Raw genomic sequence first — 16,357 nt, forward strand, 5'->3', positions numbered from 1 at the left:
AGCCATACATGAGGAAGGTCGGCGCAGCAGTCGTCGCGTTGGCCACCACGGTCAGCCTGGCCGCGTGCGGCGCGGTCCCCGGCGTCACCGTGGAGCAGATCCCGCTGCCAGCCCCGGGCGGCATCGGTGACGCGATCACCGTCCACGCGTCGTTCGAGAATGCGCTCAACCTTCCTGCTAAGGCGAAGGTTCGCCTGGCAGGCACCGACGTCGGCGAAGTCGACGACATCGTCGCCGAGAACTATCGGGCGAATGTGACGATGTCGGTGTCGAAGAGTGTGGATCTGCCCGTCGGGACGGGCGCCGAACTCCGTCAGGCGACCCCGCTCGGCGACGTGTTCGTCGCTCTCGTCCCGCCGAAAGACCCGTCAAAGGGCGTCGTCGCCGACGGCGGAACGCTGACCGGGCCGACATCGGCTGCGGCAACGGTCGAGGATCTGCTCATCAGTGCGACGGGTCTGGTCGACAGCGGATCGGTGAGCGCGCTACAGCGGATCTTCACTGAGCTGTCGACCGCGGTCGGTGGGAATGCGCCCGAACTGCACGGTGCGATCGAGGGGTTCACGACGGCGATCGACAAGTTCAACAAGAACTCCGGTGAAGTCGACAGGGCGATGGCGGCGACCGCGGACCTGACCAAGGAACTCGCGGACGGCCGGTCGCAAATCGCCGCGTCGGTCAACAAGCTTCCGGCAGCGATCGACGCCGTCGACGGTCAGGTCGGATCGATCCTCACCACCCTCGACAAGTCGAACAAGGTGACGTCCGCGACCAACGACTTCTTGAAATCGGAGAAGCAGAACTTCAGCGACCTGCTTGTCAATCTCAATACGACGATGGATGCGCTCAACGAGTCGGCGCCCATCTTCGGGCCGCTGTCGGACCGGGTGGCGGAGTTGACTCCGAAGTGGGCCAAGTCGACGGCGAGTTCGGCTGCCTCAGTCTCCGCGAAGGTTTTCTGGCTCTCACCCGGTGTCGGATTCGACTCGGCGTCGCGTCTGCCGGATGCCTCCGACATCACGCAGGGTGACCATGCCCTCCAAGTGACGGTAGCTCGTCTGCTCGCGATGCTCACCGGCAAGACTGGGGGACAGCGATGAAGAAGTGGCTGACCAAACACAAGATCATCATCGGCAACCTCGGACTCGTCGTGGTGATGGTGCTCGGCCTGGCATACCTGGCGTTCGGGGCGTTGAGCTGGCGTCCTTGGCAGGGCACCTACGACGTCACGGTGAACTTCCCGGAATCGGGTGGGCTGCAAGGCACCAGCAAGGTGATGCTCCGCGGTTCGCAGATCGGCGAGGTCCGCGACATCCAGGTGACCCCGTCGAGCGTCGAAGTCCACCTCCGGCTGGACGACGATGTGAAGATCAACAAGAAGTCGGCGGTGTCGGCTCTCGGCCTGTCGGCGGCGGGCGAACAGTACGTGAACTTCACGCCGGCCACCAACGACGGCCCCTACTTGGGCGACGGCGACACCATCGAGATGGGTGACCAGACTCATGTGACCGTCGCGTTCTCGTCGATGTTGCAGTCCACGTTGGACGTGATCAGCCAGATCGATGCGCCGAAGTTGACGTCGACGCTGCAAGAACTGGAGGTCGCCCTCAACGACAAGGGGCCGAACCAGCTCAAGTCGATCTTCCATTCGGGAGGTGTGATCTTCGCCGACCTCGCACGGGTGCTACCGCAGACGACCACGCTCATTAACAATCTCGGGACGATCTTCAAGACGACGGCCGACGTCCAGCCCGACTTCGGCAAGCTCGCCACCGGAACCAACGAACTGATGACGGCAGTCGCGAACTCCGACGGCGAGATCCGGGAACTGCTGGGCCGCGGTCCCGCACAGTTCTCCTCGCTCGCCGGATCGCTGTCGACAATCACCGACCCGGTTAGCGACGTCCTCAAACAGTTCTTGGACATCGGCCAGCAGGGTGCGTTGCGCGCTCCCACCCTGGCGAACCTGTTCCCGTCGATTCGCGACGGCGGCATTCAGGCGCAGAAGATGTTCCACGACGGCGCTTGGTGGGCATTAGCGTCGGTGTACCCACGACCGGCCTGCAACTACGCCTTGGCGCCGGTCCGCCCGACCAAGATCCTGGAGTTGGCGGTTCCGACCAACCTGTACTGCGAGACCAAGGATCCGACCCTGCAGACTCGCGGCTCGAAAAACGCCCCGCGTCCGAAGGGCGACGACACTGCGGGACCACCGCCGAACTACGATCCGAATGCACGATCGGTTCCACTGGACAAGTGAAGGATGTATGAAGCCCGAGGATTCTGAGATCGAGAACGCCACCGACGACGCAGGACAGGAGACCGAGGCCGACGCCGTCGACCTCGTGAAGTCGCCGGAGGAATCGACCGCTGACGAGAAGACCGCCACCGGTGTCACCGCGAAGGCCAATGCGAAGGCGCAGGCCCGAGCGGAGTCGGCCGACGCCTCACGTGACAAGCAGTTCACGGTGTCGGCGCGCGCATTGACGCGTATCGGCGCGGCGCTCGTCGCCCTCGCGGTCCTCGTGGTCCTCGGCTTCTGCGGGTGGAAGTGGTACGACACCAAGCAGGAACTGAACGCATTCGACGACAGCAAGGCCGCATCGGCCCACTACATCACCGAGTACTTCGGTGTCCTGTTGGAGGAAGGGGCGTCGGCCGATCAGTTGAAGGCGAAGGTCGGACCGCTCTCGACGGGCAAGCAGAAGGAACAGATCGATAAGTCGGCGCCGGAGACGGTGCAATGGCGCGACACGCAGAAGCTGGAGAACGTCTCGACGAAGGTCAACTCGACGATGGTCGAGTCGTTCTCGAGGGACCACGCTGTGACGGTAGTGAGCTTCGAGTTCACCGGTACTTCGGCGGTGGCACCGAGCGGCGGCCACGCCGTCACTCTCATCCAGTTGACACTCGAGAAGTCCGACGGCGACTGGCTGGTGTCGAACATTCAGGCCGTGCCGGGGATGGCGGGCGAGTCGACCGACCAGGCCCAGCAGCCGATCCCCGCACCGGCCGCCCCGACCCAGCCCGCAGGCTGATCACAACCGTTCCAGCACGACAGCGGGCCGGTCCCCGAAGACGACGTCGGCGGTGACCGAGCCATAGTGGTCGGTACCGGTGAAGGCGTCCCGCCAGACGCCGGGCGGCAGCGGGATGACGGCGTGCTCGCGCGCGATGCCCGGGCGGAACGTGTGCGCCAGCCGGACAACGGCGACCAGAACCTGTGGTGCGCCGTCGGCGTCGTCCCGAGTGAATGCGATGACGTGGCTGCCGCTCGGGCCGCGGCAGACGACTCCCGCATATCCGCCGCCGGGACCGAAGCAGTCCGGGTGGCGCCGTCGAGCGGCGAGCGCGGTCGCGATCATCTGGGCTTTCGGGTGGTCGAGGCCCCGCCGGTCGGCAACAGAGCGCCCATAGTCGACAGATGGCCCGTAGTCGACGGGGCGACGGTTGTCGGGGTCGGTGAGCGAGTCGTCCCACCACTGGGTGCCCTGATAGACGTCGCCGACACCGGGTGTCAACAATGACAGCGCCTTGCGGGAGATCGACTCGTCGCGCGCGGGTTCGGCGATGACGGCGACGAAGTCGCTGATCAGATCGGCCGGAGTCCCGGTGAGCAGTCGGTCGATCCAGTCGAGGACCGCAGCCTCGGCGTCGTCGTCGACGGCAGTCCACGACGAGATGAGCCGCGCTTCGCGCATGGCTTTGCGGGCGTAGTCGCGGAAGCGTGCCCGGAGGCTCGCGTCCGGGATCCCGGAGTCGGGCCAGACCCCGACCAGATTCTGGAGTAGAAAGTATGCGGTCTGCGCGTGCGGCGGCGGAGCGGCCTGCCACAGTGTCAGGACGAGCACCGTCCAGCGTTGCGGGGTCTGTGCGATCATCGTGATTCGGGCGCGCACGTCTTCGCTGCGTTTGGTGTCGTGGGTCGACAATGCCGACAGCGCACGCGGCCAGTCGCGGGCCCGCACGGCCAGCGTGCCGTGGAACTCATCACGGTTGGCGGTGGGCACCAATGGGGTACAGCCCAATTCGTTCGCCGAGACGAGACGTGCGGTGCGGTGGAAGCCGATGTCTTCGATCGCTTTCGCCGACACCGCTGCGACGGCCTCACCGAGCCGGGCAACGGCCTGCGGTGCACGTTCGGGCGAGTCGAACGCGCGCGCGAGCACGTCGAGTCCCTCGGTCATCGACGGATTCGCGACCCGCAGTCGAGCGATCGTCTCCATGACGATCGGGTTCGAAGACGGGTAGCCGGGTCGCGCGAGTCGCGCGCCGGAGATCATTGTGGCGACCGCCTGCTGGACGTTGTGGACGGGCACCTCGGGCGCCGTCTGGGCGAACAGCGCGGTGGCGCGTCGTAGGCGGTCGGAGAACATGTCGACGAGAGTCACATGCCGCAGCGCCACAGCTCGAGCGTTCAGTTCGTCGCCGTCGCCGGACGAACCGGTGATCCGGTGGTAGACCTCCGACAGTTCGACGGCCCCGGAGGGGGCGGTGAACGCGCACTCGATCAGCCGGAGCTGTTCGTAGCCGGTCGTCCCGTCGACCGGCAGTTCCGGATCGAGGCGTTCGCCGACGCTCAGTCCCTTCTCCACATACAGCAGTCGATCGCCGATGTCGACACGAAGCCTGCGGCAGTAGCCGATCGGATCGGTGAGTCCGTCGAGGTGATCGACGCGGACTCCGTCGAACATGTCGTCGGCCGCGAGTTCGCGGAGCCAGGCGTGCGAGGCGTCATACACCTCGGGCACTTCTTGACGGAGGGCCGCGAGGTCGTTGACGGCGAGGAATCGGCGGTAGCCGATCTGGCGGCTGTCGAACGGGACGAGCCGATAGCGCTGGGCGGCGAGGACCTGGCCGGGGGTCGCGCCCGGTATGTGGGTGCCGTCGGCAGTCGGTAGATAGCGGTCACCGAGCCAGAGCTCGCCGTTGGACACACGCAGTTCAGACAGGCCGCCGTCCGCGGGCAGCCACGGCAGGCACAGTGTCCCGTCGCCGAAATCCAAGTCGAGATCGAAGAATTCGGCGTACGCGGAGTCAGAGCCATTGCGCATGACGTCGGCCCACCAGTCGTTGTGGTGAGCGTCGAAGATTCCGAGATGGTTGGGGACGATGTCCAGAATGATCCCGATCCCGACGGCTCTCGCGTGCGCGCGCAGCAGGCGGTAGCCGTCGGCTCCGCCGAGCTCCGGGGAGATTCGGGCCGGCGGACACCAGTCGTAGCCGTGCGACGAACCGGGCATTGCTGCCAGGATCGGCGACAAATAGAGGTGGCTGATCCCGAGATCCACGAGATGGTCGAGGATGCCGGCCACTTCGGCGAACGCGAAGTCCGGGGTCAACTGGACACGGTATGTCGCGACCGGGTCGGCCGGGACTGTCGTCATGGCGCTCCGATCGTCGGCGGGTCGCCCGATCAGTCGAACGGGCCGAACGGGGGTCCGGTCCAGGGCAGCGCCTGCGCCAACAATTGCGATAGGGCGCTGCTCAGGCTTCGGACGTACGTCGCTCCCAAATGGTCATTGTCCTTGTAGACGATGATGTTACCGACGACCGCCGGACAAAACGTGTCGTCGCAGACGCTGTCGGACAGGTCGATCGAGTAGAGCAGTGGATTGCCGCGAGCGTAGTCGGTGATCGGGTCGATCGGGGCTAGCGAGTTGGCGCGGTTCGAGCCGCAGCTCTGCGCGTCGCCGCCCGCGGCCAGGCAACTCGGTGTCGCGATCGGTCGGCCGTCGTCGCGATGCGGCCATGGCGTGTCGCGGACGCCGACCACCGGCAGACCCGCCGCGGTCAGTTCGTCGAACACCTGACGGTAGCCGGGTGGCACATAGTCGGCTGGGCCGTTCGGATTCGGGCGGGTCGAGTTGGTGAAGACAGCGTCCGGGCGCACACGTTCGAGCTCGTCGAGCACCGTGCGGACCCACCGCGCGCATTCAGGGTAGGGCGTCCCGTCGGTGCGCTTCGGATTCTCGTCCAGCGTGAGAGGGCAGCCCATCTTCAGATAGGTGGTCACCTTGAAGCCGTTGCGTTTCCCGATTATGTCGAGGGCGGGAACCCACATTTCGGCGTGTGATCCGCCCGCGACCGCGAGAGTCCGTGTCGCGTTCGGATCGCCGTAGACGCCGACATGGAAGTCGAGGTCGGCGAAGTCGGCCATCACCTCGTCGGCGGTCGTCGGCGCGAGGTCGAACTCTGCGGCGAGCGGAGTCGGCTGCGGATCGAGGGCGGGTACGGGGATTCCGTCGGTCCAGGCGCGGGCGCCCGGGTACAGGCGGGGATCGAGGTTCGTGGTGTCGACGGTGACGGTCGACATGTGCCGTTCCCACAGTTTCGCTCCGGTACCCACGCAGGCCGCACCGAGTACCAGGAGTGCGGTGAGGACGGCGGCGTACTGGATCCGGGGACGTCCCGGCCAGTGTCGGGCAGCCAAGGGGGATCGCTGCCCGCCCCGCAGCGGATCCTCGATGTATCGCTTGGTGAGCCACGCCAAGCCGAGCGAGACGGCGAGGATGCACGCTCCCGCGACGATCGAGGCGTGATCAGACTCGACGTACGCCAGGTAGAAGATGAGCAGCGGCCAGTGGATCAGGTATAGCGCGTAGGCGAGGTTGCCCAGCCACACGCCTTGTCGGGAGGCGAGTACTCGGTTCGCGGACGGAAGCGTTCCCGGGACGTCGCCCGACGCGATGATCAGCAGTGTGGCACCGACCGGCACCCACGCCATCGGACCCGGATATTCGGCGACGCCGTCGATCCACCAACCGCACGAGACGATCAGCGCGAGTGCGCCGACCGTGACGAGGGTGCGTAGCCACGACGGCACTCGTGCCCGCGGCATCCAGATGGCGAGGAGTCCGCCGACGAGCGGCTCCCACAGCCGCGCGAGCGTGTCGTAATAGTTGAACGGCTGATTGACGCCGTGCTGGACAGTCGCATGGGCGAACGACACAGCGGCCACCACAGCGACGACGACGCCGAAGACGGTGCGGATGACGGCGGGCCGGGTGAACGCCCGCAGCGCGGTGCCGAGAAGTTTGAGAAGCGCGGCGAGGATCAGTCCGCACAGCATGGCCGAGACGAAGAACTGGCCCTGCATCGACATCGACCACAGATGTTGCAGGGGGCTGTTCGCCGAACTCGCGGCCAGATAGTCCTGCGAGTTCCAGGCGAGATAGTAGTTCTGGTAGTAGAGGGCACTCGCGATGACCTCGCGGCCGATGTTGACCCACCGGGTCTGCGGCAGCATCGTCACGGTGAGGATCGCGACGCCGATCAGCACGGTGATCAGCGCGGGCAGCAGGCGGCGCAATAGACGTGATAGGCGCGGCCAGGGATTCAAGGTGTCGCGGAACGTCGCGACCGGGTCCGCGCTCGCGATCGCGTGTCGCAGCAGCGAGCCGATGAAGAAGTAGCCCGACAGGGTGAGGAACACGTCGACGCCGCCGGAGACCTTGCCGAACCAGACGTGGAAGCAGGCGACGAGGGTGATCGCGACTCCGCGCAGGCCGTCCAGGTCTGTGCGGTATGCGGGCCTCAAGTCAGGTGTCGGGGCGGTGGCTGTCACGGTCTCGGTCGTTTCGGTCGGCGGACATTCGTGTCCTTCTTCATGAACGACTGATGAATCTACTCAACCGGGACGCGCGACCTCTAATCGGCGGAGACAGCGGTGCGTGGGTGAGCGCCCGACACGATGACGTCGAGGCCGCCCTCGAACTCGCCGTCGAAGTCACGACCGGACGGCCCGGTGACTCCGAGACGCTCCATCTGCGTGCGGGTCTGCTCCTCGATGGTCAGGCCGATGGTCAACTGGCAGACGGCGGTCGCGACGCCCGCGGCGGTCCGCTCATCGAGTCCGCCATCGCTGGCGACGGTGACGATCGTCTCGACGGCCGACCGGTTCGACAGTCCGGAGGCCCATGCGGACGACACGATCTCGGCGCTGTCGGGAACGGCGAGCAGGGCGGCGCGCATGGCTGTCGCGACACTCCGGATGCGTTCGGGCGCAGAGCCTTCCGTCGGCACTACGACAGCGTCGAGGATGTCGTCGGCCAGTGCGGCGAGCATCGTCTGCTTATTCGGGAAGTGCCAGTAGAGCGCATTCGGTCGGACGCCGAGATCGGTGGCCAGCCGCCGCATGGTCAGGTCGGCGAGGCTGTGCTCGGCCAAGATGGCACGGGCGGCGGCGAGGACGTCGGACCTGGAGTTGCTCACTGGGCCAGGGTAACCGCCTCGCATACTCCGTCCTGTACGGCGTACAGGCGTACCTGTACAGTGTTCAGGACTGCGGCAAGGTGCTGTGACGGGGAGCAGACGAGGAGGACGAGATGGATCAGGTCACTATCGAGCGGATCGACGCCGATCACGTCTGGCATCCATATGGTGGCTTCCCGGCCACGACGTCGCCCCGGGTCGTCGAATCGGCGTCCGGGGTGCGACTCACGTTTGCCGACGGGACGACCGCCATCGACGGCATGAGTTCCTGGTGGGCGGCGATCCACGGGTACCGGCACCCGGCGCTCGACGCGGCCGCGTCGGACCAGTTGCGGAAGATGTCGCACGTCATGTTCGGTGGTCTGACGCACGAACCCGCTGCGCGACTGGCGGCCGCGCTCGTCGATCTGACCCCCGACCCACTGACCAAAGTGTTCTTCGCGGACTCCGGATCGGTGGCCGTCGAAGTCGCGATCAAGATGGCCGTCCAGTATCAGCGGAGCCTCGGGCGGACGACGCGCAACCGTGTTCTCACTTGGCGAGGCGGCTACCACGGCGACACGTTCGCGCCGATGAGCGTGTGCGACCCGGACGGCGGCATGCACGCCATGTGGCGCGGCGTGATCGCCGAGCAGGTGTTCGTGCCCGCGCCACCCGTCGAGTACGACGAGGACTACGTCGCGCTCGTCGACGATGCGTTGACCCAGCACCGTGACCGGCTCGCCGCCGTCATCATCGAGCCCGTCGTCCAGGGCGCGGGCGGCATGCGCTTTCACGATCCGCGTCTGGTCCGTGCCCTGCGCGAGTTGTGTGACGCCCACGAGGTACTCCTGATCTGCGACGAGATCGCGACCGGCTTCGGTCGGACCGGGGCGCTGTTCGCCGTCGACCACGCCGGGATAGCTCCCGACATCCTCTGCGTCGGCAAGGCTCTGACCGGCGGATACCTCACGCTCGCCGCGACATTGACCACCGATGCGATCGCCGACGTCATCAGCCGAGGTGAAGCTGGTGGCCTCGCCCACGGACCCACGTTCATGGCGAACCCGCTGGCGTGCGCTGTCGCGTGCGCCTCATTGGACGTGCTCGCCGCGTCGGACTGGCGCCGACGGATACCGCAGATCGAGGCACGGCTGCGCACCGGACTCGCCGGTCTCACCGACGTCGACGGTGTCGTCGACGTTCGCGTGCTCGGCGCGATCGGCGTCGTCGAACTCGATCGGCCGGTCGACATGCGCGCGACCACCGACGCGGTCCTCGACGCAGGTGTCTGGCTGCGCCCATTCCGCAACATGATCTACACGATGCCGCCCTTTGTCACCGACGACGCCGACCTCGGGACCGTCACCGGAGCGATCACCGCAGGCGTCCACGCGACCCTCGAGACCGCATGAGCACCGAGTGGCTCGCCGCAGTCGCTGAGCGCACCGTCGCGGCCGGTCTGCACCGGGCGCCGATCGCGCGGCAACCGCACGCGAGCGAAATCAATCTCGCGTCCAACGACTACCTCGGTCTCTCCCGACACCCCGCGGTGATTGCGGGCGCACATGCCGGGATCGACGCGTGGGGCACCGGATCGACGTCGTCACGGCTCGTCGTTGGGACGACGCAGGCCCACGTCGACTTCGAGGATGACCTCGCGCGGTTCCTCGGCACGGACGCGGCGCTGGTGTTCTCGTCCGGGTATCTCGCGAACGTCGGCGCGATCACCGCGCTCGTCGGACGCGGCGACCTCATCGTCAGCGACACTGGGGCCCACGCCTCCTTAGTCGATGGATGCAGGCTGTCGCGGGCTCGGGTCGAGGTCGTCGACCGAGGCGACCACGACGCCGTCCGGCGAGTGCTCGCGCAGCGCACCGAGCAGCGTGCGCTCGTCGTGACCGACTCGGTGTACAGCGTGGACGGACGGCTGGCTCCGGTGCGCGAACTGTATGCGGCCGCCCAGGAGCACGGCGCGATGCTTCTCGTCGACGAGGCGCACGCGATCGGTGTCCGCGGGCCGGGCGGGCGCGGTGTCGTCGCCGAGAGCGGACTCGCCGGGGCAGACGACCTGGTGGTGACCGCCGTCTGCTCGAAGTCGCTCGCCGCGCAAGGGGGAGTGGTCGCGGGATCCCGTCTGCTGCGCGACCATCTGATCGACCATGCGCGGACCTTCATCTTCGACACCGCCGTCAACCCGGCCGCTGTCGCCGCAGCACATGCCGCGCTCCGTGTCCTAGTAGACGATCCGGGCCTGCCGCTCCGCCTTCGACGAAACGCCGAGCGGCTCACCACTGCACTGAACGCTCCGGCGACCGACTCAGCCGTCGTCTCCCTCATCGTCGGCGACCCGGTGGACGCGGTCGCCGCCGCCGCCTACTGCCGAGATCGGGGAGTCCTGGTGGGATGCTTCCGCCCGCCGTCAGTGCCGGAGGGTACATCGCGGCTACGCCTCACCGTGCGCGCCGACCTCGACGACGCGACGCTCGACACCGTCGCGGCCGTCGTCCACTCCGCACTCGATGACACCCGCTGGTCGAGCGGAGTCGCGACCCGATGAACGCCCGCATCCTCGTCGTCGCCGGAACCGGCACGGATATCGGCAAGACCGTCGCGGTCGCCGCATTCGCGGCGACCGCCCGCGCAGCGGGGCTGCGTGTCGGGGTGTGCAAACCCGCGCAGACGGGCGTCACCGGGGGTGCGGGCGGAGACCTCGACACCGTCGTCGGTCTCGTCGGTGACTTGCCGACGCGCGAACCGATCCGTTATCCGGATCCGTTGGCACCGGAAACGGCCGCGTTGCGGGCCGGGATGCCGTTCCTGAGCATGGACGCGGTCCGTGCCGCGGTCGACGAACTCGCAGCCGACTGCGATCTGGTGATCGTCGAAGGCGCGGGCGGCATTTTGGTGCGGCTCGCTCCGGATCTGACGATCGTCGACGTCGCCCAGGCGTTGGACGCACCGATCGTAGTCGTCACTGACCCGGGACTCGGCACCCTCAACCACACCGAACTCACCGTCCGTGAACTCCGGCGCGCGGACGTAGCGGTGGCCGGACTCGTCATCGGGTCCTGGCCCGCGGAACCGGATCTGGCGATGGAATGTAATCGCGCGGATCTGGAACGGCTCACCGGGGTGCCGATCATCGCGGTCGTGCCGGCCGGCGCGGGTTCACGGACCCCGGCCGACTTCCAGCGTTCAGCGCCCGGGTGGGTGTCCGCTGCTGGCGTCGTCGGCCCCGACGAAATGCGCTGCCCACCCGTCAAGAACCGCCTACCCGTCTAGAACCGCCTGCCAGTCAAGAACTGGCAGACACCCAATCAGCCCATCGACAGGAGATCGAACAGTGACCACCACCGAACAGCCGCAGGACGCCGCGTCAACGACCGGCGACATTCTCGACATCGCGCGCGAGCAGGTGCTCGAACGCGGAGTCGGACTCGACAAGGACCAGGTCCTGTCGGTATTGCGTCTCGACGACGATCGACTCACCGAGATCCTCGCTTTGGCCCACGATGTGCGGATGCGCTGGTGCGGGCCCGAGGTGGAGGTCGAGGGGATCATCTCGCTGAAGACCGGTGGTTGCCCCGAGGACTGCCATTTCTGCAGCCAGTCGGGACTGTTCGCGTCGCCCGTTCGGAGCGCGTGGATCGACATCCCGTCACTCGTTGAGGCCGCGAAGCAGACCGCGAAGACCGGAGCCACCGAGTTCTGTATCGTTGCCGCAGTCCGCGGACCGGACAAGCGGCTGCTCGCTCAGGTCGCTGCCGGAATCGAAGCGATCCGCAACGAGGTCGACATCCAGATCGCCTGCAGCCTCGGCATGCTGACCCAGGACCAGGTGGACGAGCTCGCGGCGATGGGAGTGCACCGCTACAACCACAACCTGGAGACCGCACGCAGCCATTTCCCGAACGTCGTCACCACCCACACGTGGGAGGAGCGGTGGGGCACCCTGCGCATGGTCCGCGAGGCCGGAATGGAAGTGTGCTGCGGAGGCATCCTCGGGATGGGCGAGTCGCTCGAACAGCGGGCCGAGTTCGCTGCCGACCTCGCATCACTCGAACCCGACGAGGTGCCGTTGAATTTTCTTAACCCGCGACCGGGCACGCCGTTCGGCGATCTCGATGTGCTCCCGGCATCGGAAGCTCTCAAATCGGTCGCCGCGTTCCGACTAGCCTTGCCGCGAACCATCTTGCGGTTCGCAGGCGGACGCGAGATCACCCTCGGCGACCTCGGAGCCGAACAGGGCATCCTTGGCGGCATCAACGCGGTCATTGTCGGCAATTACCTGACGACGCTGGGCCGTCCCGCCGAGAACGACCTCGATCTGCTCGCTGACCTGTCGATGCCCATCAAGGTGCTCAATGACACGATCTGACGTCGGTGGACACGATCTGACGCCGGTGGTGCGGGGTGTACCGTCGTGGTCGCGCCCGGCGTCGACAGGAGGCACTAGATGATCGGCATCGACTCGATCGGAACCCGGACGGTTCCGGGACCGCTCACTGAGCCACTTAAGTTCGGCGTATATACGGGCGTCGAACTCGAACTGCAGACCGACGACGCCGTCCCCGCTGCCGCCCGTATCGGGTTGGAGCCGCCTCGGTTCTGTGGTCAATGCGGCCGCCGCATGGTCGTACAGATCGTCCCCGACGGATGGGGCGCGCGCTGTTCCCGGCACGGAACCGTCGACTCGGTGGAATTCGGTCGCCGATGACACTCGCAACGTCGCCGTCCCGGCAGGCACCGTCGTCGTTCGCGGTTCGCTATCGCGAGCCGGTCGTCTTCATCGTCGTCGTGCTGGCGCTGTCTGTGCTGGTCGGTGGCCTGTGGGTGTGGCTGTCGCCGACGGTGACCGCGACGGTCACCGCGCCGGGTGAAGCACAGTTCGGCGAGGGCTCCGCGGCGAACCTGTTCGGCGGGGTCGCCACATTCGCATTCCTCTCGTTCGGTCTCGGCGTCGTCCTGGCCTTGGGGTCGTGGTTCGGTTTGCGGTCCATGCGCGGTGTGCCCGGCCTGTTGTTGACGACGGTGATCGCGATCGTCTCGTCCGGACTCGCGATGGACATCGGCACCCGCATCGCCAAAGCTGTACGTCCGGCGTTGGACGAGAACGTTCCCGGCGACTACGAGTTGACGGCCAGACTGTGGTTCGACTCGGACGTGTCCCCGCCCTGGCTGCTGTTGGTCTGCGCGCCGACTACCGCGATCCTCGTCTATCTCTTATGCGTGCTCGCGGCGAAGAATCCGACGTTACGGCCAGACACCCCGACACCCGACTGGTCGTTCCAGGCCACAGCCGCCGTCAATTCGACTGCCGTCGATTCCGCTGGGAATTCAGAGTGGCGGCCGCAGGGTGGCGAATTCGTCGGTCACCCGCAGGCTGGCGTCGGCGAAGGCGTACAGGCTGGGCGGTCGCCCGCCGGCCCGACCGGTGCGTCCGACGGTGCCGGTGGCCACGACCACCCCGCGCCTCGACAGGATCCGTAACAGATTGGTGGCGTCGACGGTGTAGCCGAGCGCGGCGCCGTAGATCTCAGACAGTTCCGACATCGGGAAGGTGCCCGGCGCGAGCGCGAACGCGATGTTCGTGTACGAGAGTTTCGCGGCGAGTCGGCGTCGAGCTTGGCGGATGATCTGCGCGTGGTCGGCCGTGAGAGTGGGCAACGCGGTCACGTTCACCCAGGCAGCGGTGTCGGACGTCGGATCGGTGGGGATGTCGCGGGCGACGAGCCCGAGGAACGTCGATGCGATGGTCCGTGATCCCGGGACGCGGTCGGGATCGGAGAATACCGACAGCTGCTCGAGGTGCGCGACCCGTGTGAGCCGAGCCTGCTCCGCGAGGTGACGTTGCGCGGACGCGGAGAGGGTGTCGCGGTCGCCGATCGCGCCCCCGGGCAGCGCCCAGTCGTCGTCTCGGCGGACGAGAAGCACATGGAGAGTGTGCCCGGCACTGCCGCGCTCGCGGACCTGGAACACCGCGGTCAGCACTTCCACCCGCACGGATTCGGCCATGGCCGTCAGTGTATGTCTGCCGCGCTCGTGGTGATCCGACGGTAGGGGCCTTCGGCCCGCCGCACCGGTGAGAACGGGGTCACACCGTCGAGTGATACGATTGCAACGAGGTTATCGACCATTGATCGGAAACCGTCGGATCTGGTGCGTCGACTCAGCCCCGTCGACGCAGGACGCTGCGAATTGGAGTTCCCGCCATGACAACTGGAACCGTCATCACCCGCACCGAGACCGATCTCGGAATGCCCGACCCGCGACACGGAATCCCCGCCGCGTACGGCGGCGTCGAACCAGACGCCGCCTGGGCGGCCGAAATCAAGCGGCTCGCCGCGGCCCGCAACGCGACGATCCTCGCGCACAACTATCAGCTGCCCGCGATCCAGGACATCGCCGATCACGTCGGCGACTCGCTGGCGCTTTCGCGTATCGCGTCCGAAGTCGACGCCGACGAGATCATCTTCTGTGGCGTCCACTTCATGGCCGAGACCGCGAAGATCCTCAGCCCGGGCAAGCGCGTTCTGATCCCGGACGAGCGCGCGGGCTGTTCGCTCGCCGACTCGATCTCCGCGGACGAGTTGCGCGAGTGGAAGGCCGACTACCCGGACGCCCTCGTCGTGTCGTATGTGAACACCACCGCTGAGGTGAAGGGCCTGACCGACATCTGCTGCACGTCGTCGAACGCGGTCGAGGTCGTCGCATCGATCGACCCCGACCGAGAAGTGTTGTTTCTGCCGGACCAGTTCCTCGGCGCCCACGTCAAGCGTGAGACCGGACGCGACAACATTCACATCTGGGCGGGCGAATGCCACGTCCACGCGGGCATCAACGGTGACGAGCTGACCGATCAGGTCGACTCGCACCCGGATGCGGCCCTGTTCATCCACCCGGAGTGCGGGTGCGCGACGAGCGCCCTCTACCTCGCCGGCGAAGGCACTGTCCCACAGGATCGGGTGCAGATTCTGTCAACGGGCGGCATGATCGACGCGGCGAAGGCCACTGAGTCGAAGCAGGTGCTAGTGGCGACCGAGGTCGGCATGCTGCACCAATTGCGGAAGGCGGCGCCGGAGGTCGACTTCCAGGCCGTGAACTCGCGTGCCGCGTGCCCGTACATGAAGATGATCACGCCCGCTGCGTTGCTGCGGTGCCTTACCGAAGGCAAGGACGAGGTCCATGTGGCGCCCGACGTCGCCGACCGCGCACGCGCCTCCGTCGAGCGGATGATCGCTATCGGCAACCCGGGCGGCGGCGAATGACGGGGACGTTCATCGGTGACGAGGCGACGACCGGCGATCTCGTCGTCGACATCGACGAGGACCTGCTGGCGTTGATCCGGACCGCGTTGATCGAAGACCTTCGGTACGGTCCGGACATCACGTCACTGGCGACTGTGCCCGATGACGCGATCGCGCAGGCACAAATCGTCGCGCGTCAGCACGGCGTGGTCGCGGGACTACCCGTGGTGCTCGCGGTCTTCGACCAAGTGATCGGTGCGGGCCGCTACGAGGTGACGCAGCGCATCGACGACGGCGCCCACGTGGAGCCGGGGACGGTGGCTCTCGCGGTGACGGCCCCGACTCGTGCGTTGTTGACCGCTGAACGGACCGCGTTGAACCTGTTGTGCCACCTGTCTGGTGTCGCCACCGCCACGGCCGCGTGGGTCGAGGCCATCGACGGGACCACCGCGAAGATCCGGGACTCGCGCAAGACGATGCCGGGCATGCGTGCGCTGCAGAAGTACGCGGTTCGGGCGGGTGGGGGCGTCAACCATCGCATGGGCCTCGGCGACGCCGCTCTCATCAAGGACAACCACGTGGTCGCGGCGGGTGGGGTCGTGCGAGCCCTCGAAGCTGTCCGTGCGGTGGCCCCCGACGTCCCAGTCGAGATCGAGGTCGACTCCCTCGCCCAACTCGACGAGGTGCTGCCGCTGACTCCGCAACTCGTGCTGCTCGACAACTTCGAGCCCTGGGAGACGCAGATGGCCGTCCAACGCAGGGATGCTAAGGCGCCCGAGACGAAGCTCGAATCGTCAGGTGGGCTGTCGATTGACGTCGCTGTGGACTACGCGCGGACCGGTGTCGACTACCTCGCCGTCGGCGCGCTCACGCACTCGGTGTCCGTGCTCGATTTCGGTTTAGACATGTGACTG

General features: G+C 66.9%; 14 protein-coding genes and 1 pseudogene. 11 read left to right on the forward strand and 4 right to left on the reverse strand.

The annotated features are described in order from the left end of the window. Window positions 1–8: 8 nt before the first annotated feature. Genes MP11Mi_RS14345 through MP11Mi_RS14355 form a run of 3 tightly spaced genes read left to right on the forward strand, consistent with a single transcriptional unit; the run spans window position 9 to window position 3,038 of the window. Window positions 9–1,100 carry an MCE family protein gene (locus tag MP11Mi_RS14345; RefSeq protein WP_420039570.1) on the forward strand — a complete coding sequence of 364 codons (1,092 nt, stop codon included), beginning with the start codon at window positions 9–11 and terminating at the stop codon, window positions 1,098–1,100. Then, window positions 1,097–2,260 carry an MlaD family protein gene (locus MP11Mi_RS14350; RefSeq protein WP_420039571.1) on the forward strand — a complete coding sequence of 388 codons (1,164 nt, stop codon included), beginning with the start codon at window positions 1,097–1,099 and terminating at the stop codon, window positions 2,258–2,260. Before MP11Mi_RS14345 ends, MP11Mi_RS14350 begins: the two co-directional genes overlap by 4 nt. A 7-nt stretch (window positions 2,261–2,267) precedes the next feature. Continuing rightward, on the forward strand, window positions 2,268–3,038 hold the full coding sequence (locus tag MP11Mi_RS14355; protein ID WP_420039572.1) for a hypothetical protein: 771 nt from the start codon (window positions 2,268–2,270) through the stop codon (window positions 3,036–3,038). Here the strand turns inward: MP11Mi_RS14355 and treY are convergent, their stop codons facing one another. From treY to MP11Mi_RS14370, 3 genes are all read right to left on the reverse strand, one after another. Next, complete coding sequence (gene treY / locus MP11Mi_RS14360; protein ID WP_420039573.1) at window positions 3,039–5,387, reverse strand: malto-oligosyltrehalose synthase; 2,349 nt, start codon at window positions 5,385–5,387, stop codon at window positions 3,039–3,041. It lies immediately after the preceding gene. Between the two features lie 29 nt (window positions 5,388–5,416). Next, window positions 5,417–7,567 carry an acyltransferase family protein gene (locus MP11Mi_RS14365; protein ID WP_420039574.1) on the reverse strand — a complete coding sequence of 717 codons (2,151 nt, stop codon included), beginning with the start codon at window positions 7,565–7,567 and terminating at the stop codon, window positions 5,417–5,419. Window positions 7,568–7,650: 83 nt separating this feature from the next. Then, window positions 7,651–8,214: a TetR family transcriptional regulator gene (locus tag MP11Mi_RS14370; protein ID WP_420039575.1), complete on the reverse strand. Its 564-nt coding sequence runs from the start codon at window positions 8,212–8,214 to the stop codon at window positions 7,651–7,653. 113 nt (window positions 8,215–8,327) lie between these two features. Between MP11Mi_RS14370 and MP11Mi_RS14375 the strand changes: the two genes are divergently transcribed. The 6 genes and pseudogenes from MP11Mi_RS14375 to MP11Mi_RS14400 form a co-directional block, all read left to right on the forward strand. Further along, entirely contained in the window at window positions 8,328–9,608 is a 1,281-nt protein-coding gene (locus MP11Mi_RS14375) for an adenosylmethionine--8-amino-7-oxononanoate transaminase (RefSeq protein ID WP_420039576.1), read from the forward strand. After that, entirely contained in the window at window positions 9,605–10,753 is a 1,149-nt protein-coding gene (locus MP11Mi_RS14380) for an 8-amino-7-oxononanoate synthase (protein ID WP_420039577.1), read from the forward strand. The genes MP11Mi_RS14375 and MP11Mi_RS14380 overlap by 4 nt, the downstream gene beginning before the upstream one ends. After that, window positions 10,750–11,478, forward strand: coding sequence for a dethiobiotin synthase (gene bioD / locus MP11Mi_RS14385; protein WP_420039578.1), 729 nt, complete (start codon window positions 10,750–10,752; stop codon window positions 11,476–11,478). The genes MP11Mi_RS14380 and bioD overlap by 4 nt, the downstream gene beginning before the upstream one ends. A 61-nt stretch (window positions 11,479–11,539) precedes the next feature. Beyond that, window positions 11,540–12,574: a biotin synthase BioB gene (bioB, locus tag MP11Mi_RS14390; protein WP_420039579.1), complete on the forward strand. Its 1,035-nt coding sequence runs from the start codon at window positions 11,540–11,542 to the stop codon at window positions 12,572–12,574. Between the two features lie 78 nt (window positions 12,575–12,652). Next, entirely contained in the window at window positions 12,653–12,913 is a 261-nt protein-coding gene (gene bsaP, locus MP11Mi_RS14395) for a biotin synthase auxiliary protein BsaP (RefSeq protein ID WP_420039580.1), read from the forward strand. After that, window positions 12,910–13,428 (forward strand): annotated as a pseudogene (locus tag MP11Mi_RS14400) (DUF2567 domain-containing protein); the annotation flags it as partial. The gene bsaP and the pseudogene MP11Mi_RS14400, both read left to right, overlap by 4 nt. 105 nt (window positions 13,429–13,533) lie before the next feature. Here MP11Mi_RS14400 and MP11Mi_RS14405 read toward each other — a convergent pair. Beyond that, a complete protein-coding gene (locus MP11Mi_RS14405) occupies window positions 13,534–14,211 on the reverse strand; it encodes an NUDIX hydrolase (RefSeq protein ID WP_420039581.1) in 678 nt (225 codons plus the stop codon). Window positions 14,212–14,453: 242 nt separating this feature from the next. On the opposite strand from MP11Mi_RS14405, the gene nadA reads away from it, so the two are divergent. Then, on the forward strand, window positions 14,454–15,464 hold the full coding sequence (gene nadA, locus MP11Mi_RS14410) for a quinolinate synthase NadA (protein ID WP_420042113.1): 1,011 nt from the start codon (window positions 14,454–14,456) through the stop codon (window positions 15,462–15,464). Further along, window positions 15,461–16,354 carry a carboxylating nicotinate-nucleotide diphosphorylase gene (gene nadC / locus MP11Mi_RS14415; RefSeq protein ID WP_420039582.1) on the forward strand — a complete coding sequence of 298 codons (894 nt, stop codon included), beginning with the start codon at window positions 15,461–15,463 and terminating at the stop codon, window positions 16,352–16,354. The genes nadA and nadC overlap by 4 nt, the downstream gene beginning before the upstream one ends. Window positions 16,355–16,357 lie beyond the last annotated feature (3 nt).

The sequence above is a fragment of the Gordonia abscondita genome, assembly GCF_032711245.1.
In the GTDB taxonomy this organism is placed as follows: domain Bacteria; phylum Actinomycetota; class Actinomycetes; order Mycobacteriales; family Mycobacteriaceae; genus Gordonia.